15 protein-coding genes are annotated in these 15,991 nt (G+C 68.1%); 6 read left to right on the top strand and 9 right to left on the bottom strand.

Annotated features, from left to right (window positions below; translation table 11 throughout):
- Positions 1–18: 18 nt before the first annotated feature.
- The 3 genes from nuoB to H6717_08815 all read right to left on the bottom strand — a co-directional run bounded on the left by nuoB (position 19) and on the right by H6717_08815 (position 2,242).
- Complete coding sequence (gene nuoB / locus H6717_08825) at positions 19–600, bottom strand: NADH-quinone oxidoreductase subunit NuoB (protein ID MCB9577116.1); 582 nt, start codon at positions 598–600, stop codon at positions 19–21.
- Positions 588–947, bottom strand: a complete 360-nt coding sequence (ndhC, locus tag H6717_08820) for an NADH-quinone oxidoreductase subunit A (GenBank protein ID MCB9577115.1) — start codon at positions 945–947, stop codon at positions 588–590. Before ndhC ends, nuoB begins: the two co-directional genes overlap by 13 nt.
- Positions 948–1,135: 188 nt before the next feature.
- Positions 1,136–2,242, bottom strand: a complete 1,107-nt coding sequence (locus tag H6717_08815) for a hypothetical protein (protein MCB9577114.1) — start codon at positions 2,240–2,242, stop codon at positions 1,136–1,138.
- 176 nt (positions 2,243–2,418) lie between these two features.
- Here H6717_08815 and H6717_08810 point away from each other — a divergent pair, with 176 nt between their 5' ends.
- The 4 genes from H6717_08810 to H6717_08795 are packed head-to-tail and all read left to right on the top strand — an operon-like array spanning position 2,419 to position 5,063.
- Positions 2,419–3,255: an MBL fold metallo-hydrolase gene (locus H6717_08810; GenBank protein MCB9577113.1), complete on the top strand. Its 837-nt coding sequence runs from the start codon at positions 2,419–2,421 to the stop codon at positions 3,253–3,255.
- Positions 3,255–3,623, top strand: a complete 369-nt coding sequence (locus tag H6717_08805; GenBank protein ID MCB9577112.1) for a GFA family protein — start codon at positions 3,255–3,257, stop codon at positions 3,621–3,623. Before H6717_08810 ends, H6717_08805 begins: the two co-directional genes overlap by 1 nt.
- Before the next feature lie 10 nt (positions 3,624–3,633).
- On the top strand, positions 3,634–4,683 hold the full coding sequence (mutY, locus tag H6717_08800) for an A/G-specific adenine glycosylase (GenBank protein ID MCB9577111.1): 1,050 nt from the start codon (positions 3,634–3,636) through the stop codon (positions 4,681–4,683).
- Positions 4,680–5,063 (top strand): NUDIX domain-containing protein, encoded by a 384-nt coding sequence (locus H6717_08795; GenBank protein ID MCB9577110.1) that lies wholly within the window; start codon positions 4,680–4,682, stop codon positions 5,061–5,063. The genes mutY and H6717_08795 overlap by 4 nt, the downstream gene beginning before the upstream one ends.
- Before the next feature lie 93 nt (positions 5,064–5,156).
- On the opposite strand, the gene H6717_08790 is transcribed toward H6717_08795, so the two are convergent.
- On the bottom strand, positions 5,157–5,912 hold the full coding sequence (locus H6717_08790; protein ID MCB9577109.1) for an SDR family oxidoreductase: 756 nt from the start codon (positions 5,910–5,912) through the stop codon (positions 5,157–5,159).
- 109 nt (positions 5,913–6,021) lie between these two features.
- Between H6717_08790 and H6717_08785 the strand changes: the two genes are divergently transcribed.
- Complete coding sequence (locus H6717_08785) at positions 6,022–6,798, top strand: helix-turn-helix transcriptional regulator (GenBank protein ID MCB9577108.1); 777 nt, start codon at positions 6,022–6,024, stop codon at positions 6,796–6,798.
- Between the two features lie 246 nt (positions 6,799–7,044).
- Here H6717_08785 and H6717_08780 read toward each other — a convergent pair whose 3' ends face one another.
- From H6717_08780 to H6717_08765, 4 genes are all read right to left on the bottom strand, one after another.
- The gene (locus tag H6717_08780; protein ID MCB9577107.1) at positions 7,045–7,455 is read right to left on the bottom strand and encodes a hypothetical protein; all 411 of its coding nucleotides are present in this window, start codon (positions 7,453–7,455) and stop codon (positions 7,045–7,047) included.
- A complete protein-coding gene (locus tag H6717_08775; GenBank protein MCB9577106.1) occupies positions 7,456–8,769 on the bottom strand; it encodes a tetratricopeptide repeat protein in 1,314 nt (437 codons plus the stop codon).
- Positions 8,770–8,908: 139 nt separating this feature from the next.
- Positions 8,909–10,159, bottom strand: a complete 1,251-nt coding sequence (locus H6717_08770; protein ID MCB9577105.1) for a hypothetical protein — start codon at positions 10,157–10,159, stop codon at positions 8,909–8,911.
- A 238-nt stretch (positions 10,160–10,397) separates the two neighbouring features.
- Positions 10,398–11,720, bottom strand: a complete 1,323-nt coding sequence (locus H6717_08765) for a GTPase (protein MCB9577104.1) — start codon at positions 11,718–11,720, stop codon at positions 10,398–10,400.
- A 52-nt stretch (positions 11,721–11,772) separates the two neighbouring features.
- Between H6717_08765 and H6717_08760 the strand changes: the two genes are divergently transcribed.
- Positions 11,773–13,962, top strand: coding sequence for a cyclic nucleotide-binding domain-containing protein (locus H6717_08760; protein ID MCB9577103.1), 2,190 nt, complete (start codon positions 11,773–11,775; stop codon positions 13,960–13,962).
- A gap of 72 nt (positions 13,963–14,034) precedes the next feature.
- Here H6717_08760 and H6717_08755 read toward each other — a convergent pair whose 3' ends face one another.
- On the bottom strand, positions 14,035–15,933 hold the full coding sequence (locus H6717_08755) for a propionate--CoA ligase (protein MCB9577102.1): 1,899 nt from the start codon (positions 15,931–15,933) through the stop codon (positions 14,035–14,037).
- Positions 15,934–15,991 lie beyond the last annotated feature (58 nt).

Raw genomic sequence — 15,991 nt, 5'->3', positions numbered from 1 at the left:
GTAGCAAAACCTCTCGGGTCAGCCGTGCTTCGACTTGCGAAGCTGCACGACGCCCAGGTCCGGATTGGCGATGGGATCGAAGCGAGGCTTGACGACTCGCGGACGACGATCCCCGCTCTGGATCTTGTCCTGCAGCAGCATCAGCCCGTCCAAGATCGCCTCCGGCCGCGGGGGACAGCCCGGAATGTAGATGTCGCAGGGGATGATCTTGTCGATGCCGGCGACGCAGGCGTAGTTGTCGTAGAAGCCGCCCACGGAAGCGCAGGTGCCGAAGGCGAGCACCCACTTGGGCTCCGCCATTTGCTCGTAAATCCGCTTGAGAACCGGGGCCTGGCGCTGGGTGATGGTGCCCACCACCCACAACAGGTCGCTCTGCCGCGGGGAAAACCGCGGCGCCTCCGCGCCGAACCGCGCGAAGTCGAAGCGCGGGCTGCTCACCGCCATGAACTCCATCCCGCAGCAGGCGGTGACGAAGGGGTACATGAACAGTGAGTACTTCTGCGCCCAGGCCAAGATGTCCTGAAAGCGCGTGGTGGCGAAGCCTTGTCCGGCTCCGGTCTCCAGCACCTCTTCAGTAGTGGGGTTCTTCAGCTCTCCCATTCGAGGGCTCCCTTCTTCCAGCAGTATGCGAGAGCCACGATCAGCGCGACGATGAAGCCGAGCATGGTGCTGAAGCCGACCCACCCGAGGCCCTTGAACAGCGCCGCCCAGGGGTAGAGGAACACCGCCTCGATGTCGAACACCACGAACAAGATGGCAGTCAGGTAGAACTTGACGCTCATCTTGATGCCGCGAGCGCCCTGAGTGTCGTTGCCGCACTCGTACGGCATGAGCTTCTCGGGCGTCGGATTCTTGGGTCCGAGTAGAGCGCCGCCAGCGAACATCACCACGCAGATCGTTCCTGCGATGGCGAACAGGATGAACATGGGCAGGTAGAGCGAGAGCATGCGCTACATCCGGCGGCCCTTGGCCGCAGCACTTCGAAAATCGTTGACTTCCAAGAGGCTAGATAGGGTTTCTGGCCTCGACCGCCACCCGACGGGTGGGGGTTTTCCGACGACCGCATGTACCACAGGGCCGGGCCGCCAGCCTAGGGGCGACTGCCCCCGAGATGACCGCGGCAAGACCAGGGATTTCAAGGGGTTTCGCCGACCAAAGCTTCCCAGGCGTCCAGTGTGGCGCCAAGCTGTCCGCGGATCTGGGTCAGCGTCTTCTCCAGGCGGTCCTCGGCGACCCCCGCCGCCCGGGCCTCGAGCACGGCGCCGAAGGCCGCCACGAAGCGCCGCCGGGACGCCAGCGCGTCCGCCAGCAAGGGCCACACGCGGCTGCCGTCCGCCCCCAGATTGGCCGCCCGCCGCAGCGGCCCGATCGCCTCTCCGAAGCGCTCATCCCGCATCATGCTCTCCCCGAGGCGCGAGTAGATCTCCGGCGCCGCGGGTCCGTCGCCGGCGTACTGGATCGCGAGCCGCAAGACCTCCTCGCCCTTCTCCACTTCCCCCAGCGTGATGCAGGCGCTGCCGAGAACTCCGAGCCCGCGGGAGATGAGGGCCTTGGTTTCCCCGCCCAGCATCTGACCTTCCGGCGTGCGCAGGAAGATGGCCAGCGGCGCAGGCCAAGAGCCCAGCAGCTCGATGATGCGGACGGGATCGCCTTGGCGCTCCGCCGTCTCCGCCTCCGCCACCCGCCCCAGATCGATCGCGCCCCGCCCGCCGCCACGGGAAACGCGCTCGAGCTCTTCGCGCACATGGGTGCGGATGCGCAGGCGGAACGAGTCCAGCTCGTAGCTCTCGTCGATCCCGTCATGGGAAAGATCGAGCATCGCTTCGCCGGCTTCCAGCGTAAGGAGCTTGAGCGAGTAGCCGTACAGCGGCGCGAGGAGCAGGTAGCGAACGCCGATGTAGAGCTGCAGGGCTTCGGTGTCCGTCACGCGGGTGGGCGCGGGGCCCAGCGGCTCTTCGTTCACCAGCGCCGCCACCAACCGACGACGAAAATCTGCCAGCGTGAGGCGTTGGCTATCGGCGTCCGTCACCTCGGCATCCGGTGGCCCCACCACGAAGTCCACCAAGGTGTTGTCGGGATTGCGCCGATCCACCGTGAGCGCCGTGATGCGCGCGCCCGTGATCATCGCGAAGGCGAAAAAGCGCGCCCCAACGATGTCGCACAGGGCCTGAAAGCTGCCGATCCCCTCACCAATGCGCTCGAACCAACCGTCCGTCTTGATGGACTCCAGGGAAAATTCCATGGGGGCGGGCATTGTCACCGGAGCTTAGCCCGGATTTGCTGGCGGGCGGAGCCTCCCGCACAGCAAACGTGTGGTCTGATGTAGGTTCCGCGTTTTGCATGGTTTTGTTGGTTCGACGCGGAACCGTCACTGCCCTTTTCCGTCGTGGATCCGCCGCGTACTCTCCGGAGCCCTCGATGAAGGTCCATCACCTGAACTGCGCCACGATGTGCCCCCTGGGGGGTCGTCTGCTGAGCGGCACGGGCAAGCTCACCACCCCCGCCAAGCTCGTGTGCCACGTGCTGTTGATCGAAACCGACGACGGCTTGGTGTTGGTGGACACCGGCTTGGGGCTGCCCGACGTCGCCGATCCCGCCGGTCGCCTCGGACGCGAGTTCGTGGCCATGGCGCGTCCCAAGCAGGATCCGTCCGAGACGGCGATCCGCCAGGTACAGGACTTGGGCTTCGCGCCGTCCGACGTGCGGCACATCTTGCTCACGCATTTGGATCTGGACCACGCCGGCGGTCTCGGAGATTTCCCGAGCGCCACGGTGCACCTCACCGCCGACGAACACGATGCGGCGGTGCACCCACGCACGCGTCTCGAGCGGCAGCGCTACCGTCCGGTGCAGTGGGCCCACGATCCGAAATGGGCGCTGTACCGCCCGGGCGGCGAGCGCTGGTTCGGCTTCGAGTGCGTGCGCCAGCTCGAGGGCCTGCCGCCGGAGATCTTGCTCGTGCCGCTCCGCGGTCACTCCCGCGGACACAGCGCCGTCGTGGTCGACACCGGCCCCCGCTGGCTGCTCCACGCGGGGGATGCCTACTTCCACCGCGGCGAGATGGATCCCGATCGCCGCCGCTGCCCGCCCTTGCTCGACGTGTTCCAGCGCATCGTGGAGATCGACGGCCCCGCGCGGCTCAAGAACCAGGAGCGGCTCCGGGCCCTGGTCCGGGAAAATTCGGACAAAGTGCGGGTATTTTCCGCGCACGACCCGGTGGAGCTCGAGCGCTGCCGGGAGCGCGCGGAAGGCTGATGGAGCGCCTCGGCGGCGGCTGCCACTGCGGCGCAGTGCGCTTCCGCGTGACGGTGCGACGCTTCGACGCCCTCGACTGCAACTGCTCCATCTGCCGCAAGAAGGGCTTCGTCCATCTCATCGTTCCTGTCGACGACTTCGAGCTCACGTCCGGCGCAGATCAGCTAGCGACCTACGAGTTCAACACTCGAATCGCGAAGCACAAGTTCTGCCGCGTGTGTGGCATACATCCGTTCTACACGCCGCGTTCGCATCCCGATTCGGTGGACGTGAACGTGCGCTGCCTGGACGACGACGCTCTCGCGCGATTTTCGATCGAGCCCTTCGATGGCGAAAACTGGGAAGACAACGTCGAGCGCATCCGCTGAGCAGCGGCGCGTGAGTCAGCCGCTGCTCCGCTGGTATGCCCGCGTGAAGCGCGACCTGCCCTGGCGCCGCACGCGCGATCCCTACGCCATCTGGGTGAGCGAGGTGATGCTGCAGCAAACCCAGGTGGCGACGGTGATCCCGTACTACGAGCGCTGGTTGCGCCGCTTTCCGAACGTCCAGGCGCTGGCGCAGGCGGACGAGGACGCCGTGCTGCACGCCTGGCAGGGCCTCGGCTACTACTCTCGCGCCCGTGGGCTGTTGTCCGGCGCCCGCGCCGTGGTCGAGCGCCACGCCGGAAAAATCCCCGCAGATCTGACGGAGCTTCTCGCCCTGCCCGGGGTGGGGCCGTACACCGCCGGCGCCATCGCATCCATCGCCCACGGGCTTCGCGCGGCGGTGGTCGACGGCAACGTGAAACGCGTGCTCACCCGCCTCTATGCTCTCCGCGGCGATCCTGCTCGCGCGCCGCTGCATCAAGAGCTGTGGTCCCGCGCGGAGGCGCTGGTGCCCGAAGGCCAGGCGTCGGACTTCAACCAGGCCTTGATGGAGCTCGGCGCCACGGTGTGCACGCCCAAAGCGCCGCGCTGCTGCGAGTGCCCGCTCCAAAGGCGCTGCCAGGCGTTCGCCCTCGGCCTCACGGAGGCATTGCCGGAGTCGAAGAAGCGACCCAAGACCACCGCGGTGCACATGGCCGCAGCTGTGGTCGAGCGGCGCGGACGGTTACTCCTGGTGCGGGTGCCGGACTCCGCGTCGCGCTGGGCCGGCATGTGGCAGTTCCCGAACGTGGAGCTCTCCCGCGACGAGCCTCCGGAAGCCGGCGCCCGCCGCGCCGCCCGCACCCAGACGGGCCACGACGTGAACGTCGCCGAGCGCCTCACGGTGGTGAAGCACGGCGTCACGCGCTACCGCATCACCCTGGAAGCCTTTCATTGCACGCCGCGCGGCCGCGGCACGGATGCCCGCGCCACAGACGCAACACTCGCCTGGAAGACCCTCGCGGAGCTGTCTGCCCTGGCGCTCCCCGCCGCGCACGCCCGCATCGCAAGAGCCCTCGCATGAACGTGCGCGTCGCCATCGCCTTGGTCTGGCGCGACGGCCGTCTGTTGGTGTCGCGTCGGCGCGCCGGCGCACACCTCGCGGGCAAGCTCGAGTTCCCGGGCGGCAAGCTCCGCCCCGGCGAGACCGCCGCCGCGGCCGCAGAGCGCGAGGTGCTCGAGGAAACCGGCGTCGTGTGTCGCGCCCTCGGCCAGCGCCCGCCCGTCGAGTTCTCGTACCCCGATCGCACGGTCACACTGCTCCCCATCGACGCCGAATGGCAGAGCGGCGACGGCGAGCCCCGCGAGGTCGACGACGTCAGCTGGCTCTCGCCGGAAGATCTCATCGCAGAGGATTTCCCGGCGGCCAACGCCGGCCTGATCGCCGAGCTCAAACGCCGCTGACAGCCCGCCCGAGGCTGTGGAGCCATTCGAGCGTGCAGACCATCCGCGGCGCTTGCTTCCGCTAAACCCAATCGAGGCGCCTTGGGCTTGAGGCTACCAGGGGAGCAAACCTTCGTCGTCCGACAAGGTTCCAGTTGGTCCATCCGCCGGCAACAAGGCCAGCCGCACCGGCTCACGTGCCGCTTCGACGGTGCTCCGCGGTCCCGAGTGATTGTTGAGGTCCGTCGCCGTGAACCCTGGACACGCAGCGTTGACCTTTATCGGCGTGTGCTCGAGCTCCTGCGCGAACGCGACCGTCACGGCGTTCAACGCGCTCTTGGACGGGCCATAGGCGACTCCCCCAATGCCGCGTAGCTCGGCCGGCATCGCCGAGGTGCGGGTCAGCGAGCCCAGACCGCTCGACACGTTCACGATTCGACCCTCGGGCGCTCGCCGCAAGAGCGGCAGCAGCGCCTGCGTGAGCGCGATGACGCCGAACACGTTGACCTCGAACACCTCGCGGATCTCCGAGAGCCTCGCGGCGCTCGGCAGACCGCGGCGCCGGATGTTCTCGAGGGAGGCGTCGCTTTCGGCGTTGGAGCGAGCGATACCGGCGTTGTTCACCAATACGTCGAGGCGTCCGAGCTCGGCATCGATTCGCGCCACGGCCGCTGCAATCGAGTCGGTGCTGGTCACGTCCAGCTGAATCGCCCGCACGTCGCCGTCCAGCTCTCGAGCGGCAGCGTCTCCGCGGCCCAAGTCTCGCGAGCCGAGCAGCACGATCAAGCCACGCCCCGCGAGCTGCCGTGCGATCTCATGCCCGATCCCCTTGTTTGCCCCGCTCACCAGGGCGACCTTGTTTGTTTGCATGGCGGATGAGTAGGGCTAGCGGCGCACCCCGGCTTGGGCGTTCTTGGACGAGAAGTGATCGCCAAGATTGCCCAAGCGCTGGCACTCCGTGCGGCGTAGACTGAGCGCGGTGCTGTCTCAGTTCGAGCCGCTGCCGCTTGCGTTTTCTGGCCTACGCGCGACGCGTCTGGTCAGCACGGTGCCCTATGTTGGCATGAAGGAGCACTACGCGGTAGCGCGGGTCGAGAGCGGACACTCGGAGTGGTGGAGCCGCGGTAGGGTGTGGCGCAGCGCGCCCGGCGGGCTGCAGCTTCAGGGTCCGGGCGACGTCCACCGGGACGTGTCGCGCCAGGGGCCCATCGTCTATCAGATCGTCAGCTTCCCCACGGACACCGTCGAGCGGCTCGCCGGCAAGATGGTGCTTCGGCCGACACTGGACGCTGACGACCCACTCGGCGCGCCGTTTCAAAGGCTGCACGACGCCGTTCAGCGCCGCGCAGAGCGCTTCGAGCTGGAGGTTCTGACCACCGAGGCCATCGCGGCCCTCGTCGCGGTCGGCAGCTGGCGTAGCCAAGAGACACGACCCGTGCGACGGGCGCTCGAGCTCCTGCGTGAGCGCATGGCCGAAGCCATCACACTGGACGACCTGGCCGCCTACGCGGGGCTCGACAAGTACCACTTGTGCCGCGCTTTTCGCCGTCAGATCGGCCTACCGCCGCACAGCTACCTGACGCGGCTGCGCGTGATGCACGCGAAGCGATTGTTGCATGCGGGCGTGCGACCCACCGAGGTCGCCGCGCAGGTCGGCCTCTACGACCAGAGCCAACTCAATCGGCATTTCCGCAAGCTGGTCGGCACCACACCAGGCCGCTACTTCGCGCAGGTTTCGGCCAGCAAGCGCGCCTAGGAGTGCGCAGAGGTCCGCGACGCGGCGTCTCTGTGCTCGTGCTCTTCCGCGGTCGTGCTCTCTCCGTGCTCGTGCTCGTCGCCTTCCCCTTGCCCGTGCCCTTGCCCGTACCCTTGCCGTGCTCGTCTCCTTGCTCACGAGACCGCGCGGCGTTACTTACTTGCTATAACAACTACTTTAAGAGCGCGATCACCCCCATCCCCAGGACTCGCGAAACGTCGCGGGGGACGAGGTGCGCCGCCGGTGTCAGCTCGCGACGAGCGCCGCGCAGCACCCACAGAGGGCGGCCACCACACCGCTGGCGGCGAGCAGCGGCACGACGGACATGCCAGGAAATCCGCGCTTCTCGAGGCGCGCGGCGACGATCCCTCCCGCGAGCGCGGCCGCAGCGGCCGGCGCCCAAGGCACCCGTCCCAGCAGCAGCAGACCGCCGCCGGAAATCGCCGCCAGGATGCCCAACCCCGTGCTCAGCCCGAGCATCGCGGCGGCCATTCGTCGCGTGTTCGGATCGTCGTCCTCGTCCGGGTCGAACGTCACGCCGCGCTTCTCGAGCACCCAGCGCACGGGGGCGAGCAACACCGCGACCGGCGGCGCAACGGCCCAGAAGACCAGCACGCTACCCAGCAAGGCGCCGACGACCACGACGACGTAGAGCATTTACACAGCGTCGCGTCGAATGTCCGCAAGCCGTTTCTTGATGCGATCGACGTCCAGCATTCGCGCCATGCCTTCCCCGCCGCTTGTCGACCACGACGCGAACACCGTGTAGCCGTCCAACGCAACTTGAAGCAGCGTGATGGCGTCCGCCTTCTTTCCGATCATCGCGGCGTGCTCCCCCGCCCGCTCGAATTGGCCGATGGCGTCGACCAACGCGTTCGTGTCCTTTGCCCGCAAGAGCGCCACGGCGTCGTCCGCCCGCCCTTCGCGGAGCGCCGTCTCGATGGGATCCGGCGGGATCTCGCGACGCGAAAGGTCCTGGTACAAGAAGTAGTGGAAGCGAAGCCAGGCGGCGTCGAGCAGCTCCAGCACCGGCACTCGCAGATCCAGCTCGAAGGCGCGGTTCGAAAGCTCCGGCGCGAGCTCCAGGTGGACCAGCACGCTCTCGATGGCGTCGAGGGTGTCGCCGCTTTGGTCCGCCTCCCGCGCTCGCCGCAGAAGGGCGCCGACTTCCCGCGCCGACGGCGCGCCGTGCTCGTGGTCGAGGCCGAGTCCCTCGCGCTGAGCGCGGATCTCCAGATCCATCCAGCGCGCCTCGCTCACGACGTGCGGGAAGTACTCGCGTCGCCCCGACAAGATCTCGATGAAGCGGGATTCCTCCCCGGCCCACCCGAGATCCCGACCCCGCGGATCGCGCTGCTCACGGGTTCGCGCCCGGCGAATGGACGACAGCGCGTGGTGCACTCGCCCTCGCCGCTCCTCGATCGCCGCGCGCCGCGCGTGGCAGCGCGCCGGATCTTGGCAGTCCTTGGACATGAGCGCGGAGCCGTAGCGCTCGTAGGCGTCGTCGTCGCGCCCCGCCATCTCGTACGCCCGCGCCAAGTTCAGGTGCGCCGGCCCCCACCAGCCCCCGGTGCGAACGGCACGTTCCAGGAGCTCGATGGCCCGCGGCAGATCGCGCTCGGTGTAGTACCAACCGAGCCAGTTCAGAGCCCGCGCGGACTTGTGCTCCGACACGCGCCGCGCGGCCTCGTCCCCGCGACCGAGCGCCAAGAGCGCGTCCGCCAGGTTCACGAGCGGCGTGCCGTCTCCCGGATCCCTGTCCAACGCGGCCTCGAAGTGAGCCACGGCGCGCTCCAGATCCGCGCGGGAGCGCGACGGAACGTTCATGCAAATCCAGCCCGCGAAGTTGTCGCCGTTCTCCAGCGCCGGCTCCAGCGCGAGAGCGCGCTCCACCGTCGCCAGCGCTTCGGCGTGCAGCCCGCGAACGAACAGATCGCGGCTCTCCTGATACAGCCTCTGGGCCTCGCTCATGACGTCACGAAGGGGGCGAACCGAGCGAAGACGACGACAAGCAGCGAACGCATGACCGACCTCCCGCCGTCATCTTAGCGAATGCGGCAAAGGCACGCAGGTCGGCGGCCTTTTCAGGGGTTTGTTGGCCCGGCGCGGTTCAATCGCTGGTCGGCCCCCAACACCCATACACCACGTCCATGTCCTGCGTGAACGGCACCGACTGGCAGCTGCCCCCGTGGAACGTCAGCCGCTTGGTGACCGCGTCGTAGCTCCAGCCGTTGGGCTCTCCCTTCGGCACCGCGACGCCGTCGAAGTAGACGCGGAGCTCTGCGTCGTCCGGCGGCCCCTGGTCGACATGGAAATCGCAGAACGATTGCATCAGCGCCGTGAGCGCCGTCTCCAGCTCTCCCTTGCCGGACGCGACCTTTGATTGCCCGCTGCCGCCGGCCGCCGCGATCGGATCCAGCACGGCCGCGTCTGCACCGAGACCGAGCACGTAGGTTTGGACGGGCGGGGACTGGGCCGCGAGCTTGCCGGCCGCGCAAGCCGCGTCGCAGCCGGACACGCACTGAGCGTCGTCCCCCGTGTCGGTCAACACCACGACCACGTTGCGCCGCGTGGGATCGCCGAGGGACGCTTCGCCGACCAACGCCTCGAGGGACTTTCCCAGGCTCGCTTCCGGCGCGCCGCTGTCACACAGGTACTGCGTCTTCCCCCCTGGGGCGCTGCCCTTTCCGTCCGCGCTGCCCTGGTCCACGGTGTTGGCCAGGAACGCGTTGACGGCCGAAGCGTTGCTGGCGGCAATGGGAACCACCACGCTTCCCGCGGAGCAACCGCCCGGCTCGCACGCAGAGTACGTCCCGAGCCCAACCCGAGCGGTGTCGTCGGAGAAGGTGGTCGCCGTGCTGATCGCGAAGCGTGCCGCGTTCCAACGGCTTTCGCCGGAGAGATCCTGGGCCATGCTGACACCACGCTGGAGCAACAGCAGCACGTTGGGAAAAAGGCGCGTGACGCCAAGCTCGGACGACCCGCATGCCGTGCCCACCACGCACTGCTGCGTGCTCACGTCGCACGCCTGACCGGGGTCGCAATCTCCGTGGTTCTTGCACGCGCCCGGCTCGAGACAGCTTTCGGAACCTTTGCCGCACTTGCCGCTGGCGCAGTCGGCATCCACGACGCAGCCGTCTCCGTCCAGACACACGTGACTGGCCAGGCTGCAATACGAGGGCGGCAGACAGTCGTCTGGACCCGAGCAGCCCGAGGCCGTGCCGCCGGTGCCGCCCGATCCCCCGGCGCCCGCCGTGCCGGCGACACCACCGGCTCCCGCAACGCCGGACGGATTACCACCGTCCGAAGAGCAACCTTGAACGGACAGCGCGACCGCGAAGAACCCCACCCAATGACGCATGATTCACCTGAGCCGAGGCTACAGCATCTTTCATTGACTTGTAACACGGTGGCGCCTGGCGACTCAGGTGAACGGTAGGCAGCCGGCGCCGGCCTCGCCGGTATTCTCGGTGGGGCTACGCCCCACACCCCGCGCGGGGAACCCCAACCCCGCGCCGCCACTGTTCCATGCTTCTGAAAGACGCTGTAGCATCCTTGGCTCCTCGGGCAACCCCGCACGCCGAATCTTGTCGTGCCCGTCAGGCGAACCGACGGCGAATCACGTCCGCCAGGGTCGGCGTGCCGCGATCGCGGTAGTCGTAGCGGACGCGCACGACCGGCGCGTCGATGCGGAGGATGCGGCCGAGATCCACCGGCGTGGCGACGACCACCACGTCCGCCTTGGCGCCGCGGATGGTCTCGGACAGCTCGTCCACCTGCTCCTTTCCGTAACCCATGGCCGGCAGCAGCTCGCTGAGGTGCGGGTAGCGCGCGAACGTGTCCTTCAGGCTGCCCACGGCGTGGGGCCGTGGGTCGACGAGCTCTTTCACGCCGGCAGCGCGGGCGGCGAGAACTCCAGCGCCGTAACGCATGCCACCATGGGTGAGCGTGGGGCCGTCCTCGATCACCAGGGCCCGGGCGCCGCGAAGCTTTTCGGCGCCTTCGACCACGGCGGGCATCTCGCTCTCCACCACCGTGGCGCCCGGGTTCAGGCGCGCCACGCTCCGGCGCACGGCGTCCGCCTTGTCCGGATCCGCGCTGTCGAGCTTGGTGAGCACGACGACATCCGCCCGGAGCAGGTTCGCCTCCCCGGGGTAGTACGCGAGCTCGTCTCCCGGCCGGTGCGGATCCACCAGCACGATCTCCAGATCCGGAACGAAGAAGGGCAAGTCGTTGTTGCCGCCGTCCCACAGCACCACGTCGGCCTCGGCCTCCGCGGCGCGCAGGATGCGCTCGTAGTCCACGCCGGCAAACACCACGCCGCCCATTTCCACGTGCGGTTCGTACTCTTCCCGCTCTTCGATGGTGCAGTCCGCCGCCGCCATGTCCGCCAGTGTCGCGAAGCGCTGCACGGCCTGTGCCGCCAGATCGCCATAGGGCATCGGGTGGCGCACCACCGCCACGCGTTTGCCCATCTCCCGCAGGGTGCGAGCCACGTAGCGCGACGTCGGGCTCTTACCCACGCCCGTGCGCACGGCGCACACGCTGACCACCGGCTTTTCGCTGCGCAGCATGGTCGGCCGCGTCCCGAGCAGACGAAAGTCCGCCCCCAGCGCCACCGCGCGCTCCGCGTAGTCCATGATGGTTCCGTGGGGCACGTCGCTGTAGGCGAACACGACCTCGTCCACCCGCTCGCGGCGCACCAGCTCTTCCCAGCCCGCCTCCTCCAAGATCGGGATCCCCGAGGGATACAGCTTGCCGGCGAGCTCCGCGGGATAGCGGCGCCCCGCGATGTTCGGCAGCTGCGCCGCGGTAAAGGCGACCACCTCCACGCCGGGGTCGTCGCGAAACACCAACTGGAAATCGTGGAAGTCCCGCCCCGCCGCACCGAGGACGAGGACGCGCCGTCGCTCACTGCTCATGGGCTGAGCGTAACCAGCGACGCCGCTCGGCGCCTGGAGTAAATGGTGGGACATGGCCCTCGTCAGCCGCAGCAGCGTCCCCCCGAAGTCCGGCGAGCTCGCCGCCTCCGGAGATCCGCTCCTCGGCAAGCTGACGGAAGGCGATCGCGAAACCCTTGCGCCCTATCTGGAGCGCATCGAGCTTTCACCGGGCGCGGAAATCGTACGCGAGGGCGAGACCGATCGTGCCATGTACTTCGTGCTCGGCGGAACGGCGCGCATCAGCCGCGGAGGGCTCGAGCTGCGGGAGGTGCGCCATGGAGATCACTTCGGCGAGCTGGCGCTGATCGCCGGGCGCCCGCGAGCAGCGACGATCACCTCCAACACGCGCCTCAGCGTCGCCCTGCTCACCTTCGAGCGCTATCGAGATCTCTCCCGCGAGCACCCCGGCCTCGCCCTCCGGCTGGTGCAGGAGCTGGTGAGCGGCGTGGCGGATCGCCTGCTGGAGATGACCGACAGCGTCGGCCTGTTGCTCTCCGAGCGCTCGCTGCCGCGGCGCACCGCGGTGAGCGTGCGCGTCGGCGGCAAGGTGCTGTCCACCCCCACTGGTACGCCGCTGTCCAAGCTCTTGCCCGACAGCGTGGAAGGACGCCAGGTGGTCGCAGCGCTGGTGGATCGCAAGGCGCTCTCCTTGTGCGCGCCGGTTTCGTCGGACTGCGCGGTGGAGCCGCTCACCATCGATCACGCCGAGGGCCCGCGAATCTATCGCCTGAGCCAGGCGCTGGTGCTGCTCGAGGCCGCGCAGAAGCTCCGCCCGCTGCTCGACCTGCGCATGGAAAACTCCGTCGGTTTCGCCCAGCGCGTGCAGGTGCCCGCGCTGCCCCCGGAGGAGCTCGGCCCCCTGGCGCACGCGCTGGAAGCGGAGATGCGCCGCGTGGTGGAGGGCGACGCGCCGCTTCGGGAAGAGCAGTGGACGGTGGACGAGGCGCGCGCCTACTTCGCCTCCCGCGGCTGGGACGACCTGGCGACGCTGCTGGAGACTTGGCGCGCTCCGGCAGTCCCACTGGTCGCATATGGCGAGGTCTACGCCCTACGCCTCGGACCCATGCTGCCGAGCACCGGCGCCCTCTCTACGAGCTTTCGGGTGCTGGCGGACGAGAGCGGCCTGTTGATGGTGTACTCGCGCCCGGCGCGCATCCACGAGCTCGCCACCAGCGAGGGCAACGCGCCGCAGGTTCCCGCGAGCCTCCTCGAGCAAGCGCGGGAGGTCTCGCGTCAGGCCAACCTGATGACCCGCAAGCAGAGCCGCTGGCTCGACACGCTGCACGTCACCAGCATCGGCGCCTTCAACCGCGCCTGCATCGACGGCGACGTGTCCCAGCTGATCCGCGTCTCCGAGGGCTTCCAGGAAAAGCGCATCAGCCGCATCGCCGACGCCATCCTGAACCGCGGCCCCGCAGTGAAAGTGGTCACCATCGCGGGCCCGTCGTCCTCCGGGAAGACGACCTTCATCAAGCGCCTCAAGGTGCAGCTGCAGGTCATCGGCATCAACCCCGTGGGCCTCAGCCTGGACGACTACTACGTGGATCGGGAAGACACCCCCAAGGACGACAAGGGCGAGTACGACTACGAGGCCTTCGAAGCGCTCCGCACGGACTTGCTGGCCGACCACTTCCGTCGCCTCCTCAGCGGAGAAACCGTCAAGACCGCCCACTACGACTTCTCCACCGGGACCAGCCACCCGACGGGCGGCCCGGACATTCACCTGGGTCCCAAGGACATCTTGATGCTCGAGGGCATCCACGGCCTGAACCCGCGCCTGCTCGACGGCATCCCCGAGCAGAGCGCGTTCCGCATCTTCGCCTGTCCCCTCGCCCAGCTGCCCTTCGATCGCCTCACGCGCGTGCACGCCTCCGACGTGCGTCTGCTCCGGCGCATCGTCCGCGACCGCCACTCGCGAGGCTACACCGCCGCCGCCAACATCCTGCGCTGGACCAGCGTCCGCGACGGCGAGCGCAAGCACATCTTCCCGTTCCAGCACCACGCCGACGAAGTGTTCGACTCGTCGCTCATCTACGAGCTCTCGGTGCTCAAGGTGTTCGCCGAGCGCTATCTGCTCGAGGTTCCGCAATCTCACCCGGCGTACACCACGGCCTTCCGCCTGCTCGCGCTGCTGGATCGCTTCGTGACCATCTACCCGGATCACGTCCCGCCCACCTCCATCCTGCGCGAGTTCATCGGCGGCAGCGGCTTCGAATACTGACTGCGAGAGGGCTTGTCGGGGCGGCGCGGAACCTCTTGGCGCGAGGTTCCGCGGCGGACCAACATCCCCCGGTCAATCCTTCTTCAGAGCGGCTCTGATCTGCTCCAGGGCGGCGGGGTCTTCGATGGTCGTGAGATCACCGGGGTCCCGGCCCTCGGCCAGCGCTTGGATGCTGCGGCGGAGGAGCTTGCCGGAACGCGTCTTGGGCAGACCGCTGACGAAGTGCACCTGGCCGGGACGCGCGATGGCGCCGAGCTCGTGATCCACCGCGGCCATCAGTGCGCTGCGCTCGGCGCTGGCGCTCTCGTCGGTGGAGACGACACCCGGGTCCTTCACCACCACGAAGGCGACGGGCACCTGGCCCTTGATGGAATCTGCCACTCCCACCACGGCGACCTCCGCCACGGTCGGGTGCGTGCTCACGGCCTCCTCGATCTCGCGGGTGCCGAGACGATGCCCCGCCACGTTGATGACGTCGTCCGTGCGACCGAGGATGAAGTAGTAGCCGTCCTCGTCCCGGCGCGCCCAATCGAAGGTGGAGTACACTTGATGATCGCGCAGCGTGGAAAAGTAGGTGCTGACGAAGCGCTGATCGTCACCCCACACGGTGCTCATGCAGCCCGGCGGCAAGGGCGGCGCGATGGCGAGCACACCCTTCTCTCCGGGGCCGACGGCCTTGCCGCTGGACTCGTTCAAGAGCTGGACGTCGTAGCCGTACACCGGAAAGGACGGGCTGCCGGCCTTGGTCGGCGTCGCCTCGATGCCCGGTTGAGCGGACAGGATGGGCCAGCCCGTTTCCGTCTGCCAGTAGTTGTCGATCACCGCCACGCCCAGGGAATCCGCCACCCAGTTCGAGGTGGGCTCGTCCAGCGGCTCGCCCGCCAAGAACAGGTAACGCAGCGAGGAGAGATCGTGCTGCTTCAAGAACTTCGGATCTTGCTTCTTGAGCACGCGGATCGCCGTCGGCGAGCTGAACATGGTCTTCACGCCGTGCTCGGCGACGATTTTCCACCAGATCCCTGCGTCCGGCTGGATGGGCAGACCTTCGTACAAGATGCTGGTAGTGCCGTTGATGAGCGGGCCGTACACGATGTAGCTGTGGCCAACGACCCAGCCGATGTCGCTGGTGGTGAACATCGTGTCGCCAGGCTCGAGACAGAAGATGTTCTTCATCGACGCGGCGAGCGCTACGGCGTAGCCGCCCGTGTCCCGCTGTACGCCCTTCGGCTTTCCCGTCGTGCCGGAGGTATAGAGGATGTAGGAGGGCTCGCTCGACTCCAGCCACTCCACGGGCACCTCGGCGTCCAGGTGCTCCGCCCGCAGCGCGGCGTAGTCCACGTCTCGCCCACGCACCGTGGGCATGTTCGGGACCAACCCGCGATGGGCGATCAGCACGTGCGCCGGCGGATTCTTCGCCAACCGCAGGGACTCGTCCACCAGGTGCTTGTAGGGGATCACCTTGCCGCCGCGCATGCCGGCATCCGACGTGATCATCAGCTTGGGTTGCGCGTCGTCGATACGGCTCGCCAGGCTCGCCGCGGCGAATCCGCCGAACACCACGGAATGAATGGCGCCGAGCCGCGCGCAGGCGAGCATCGCGAACACCGCCTCCGGGATCATGGGCATGTAGATCAGCACCCGATCCGAGCGTCCGACGCCGAGGCTCCGGAGCACCGCAGCGAAGCGGTTCACCTCCTGGTAGAGCTCACGGTAGCTCAGCGTGCGGCGCTGATTCGTCTCCGTGGAGATGTAGGCCAGCGCCGGTTGCTCGGCGCGTGCTGCGAGGTGACGATCGATGGCGTTGTGGCAGAGGTTCGTGGTGCCCCCGACGAACCACTTGGCGAAGGGCGGCCGTGAGTAGTCGAGGATCTTCTCGGGCGGCTTCTGCCACTCGATCAGGAGCGATTGCTCGCGCCAAAACGTTTCTCGGTCTTCCAGGGATTGTCGGTGCGTCGCGAGCACGTGCTCCATGGCGAACTCTCCTTACGCAACGATCATCTTGCCCCCGTGCACGGCTGGCAATGGCGCG

Source organism: Polyangiaceae bacterium, assembly GCA_020633235.1.
Taxonomy (GTDB): Bacteria; Myxococcota_A; Polyangia; order Polyangiales; family Polyangiaceae; genus JACKEA01.
The sequence above is the reverse complement of the archived record's forward strand: the minus strand, read 5'-3'. Positions and strand labels throughout refer to the sequence as shown.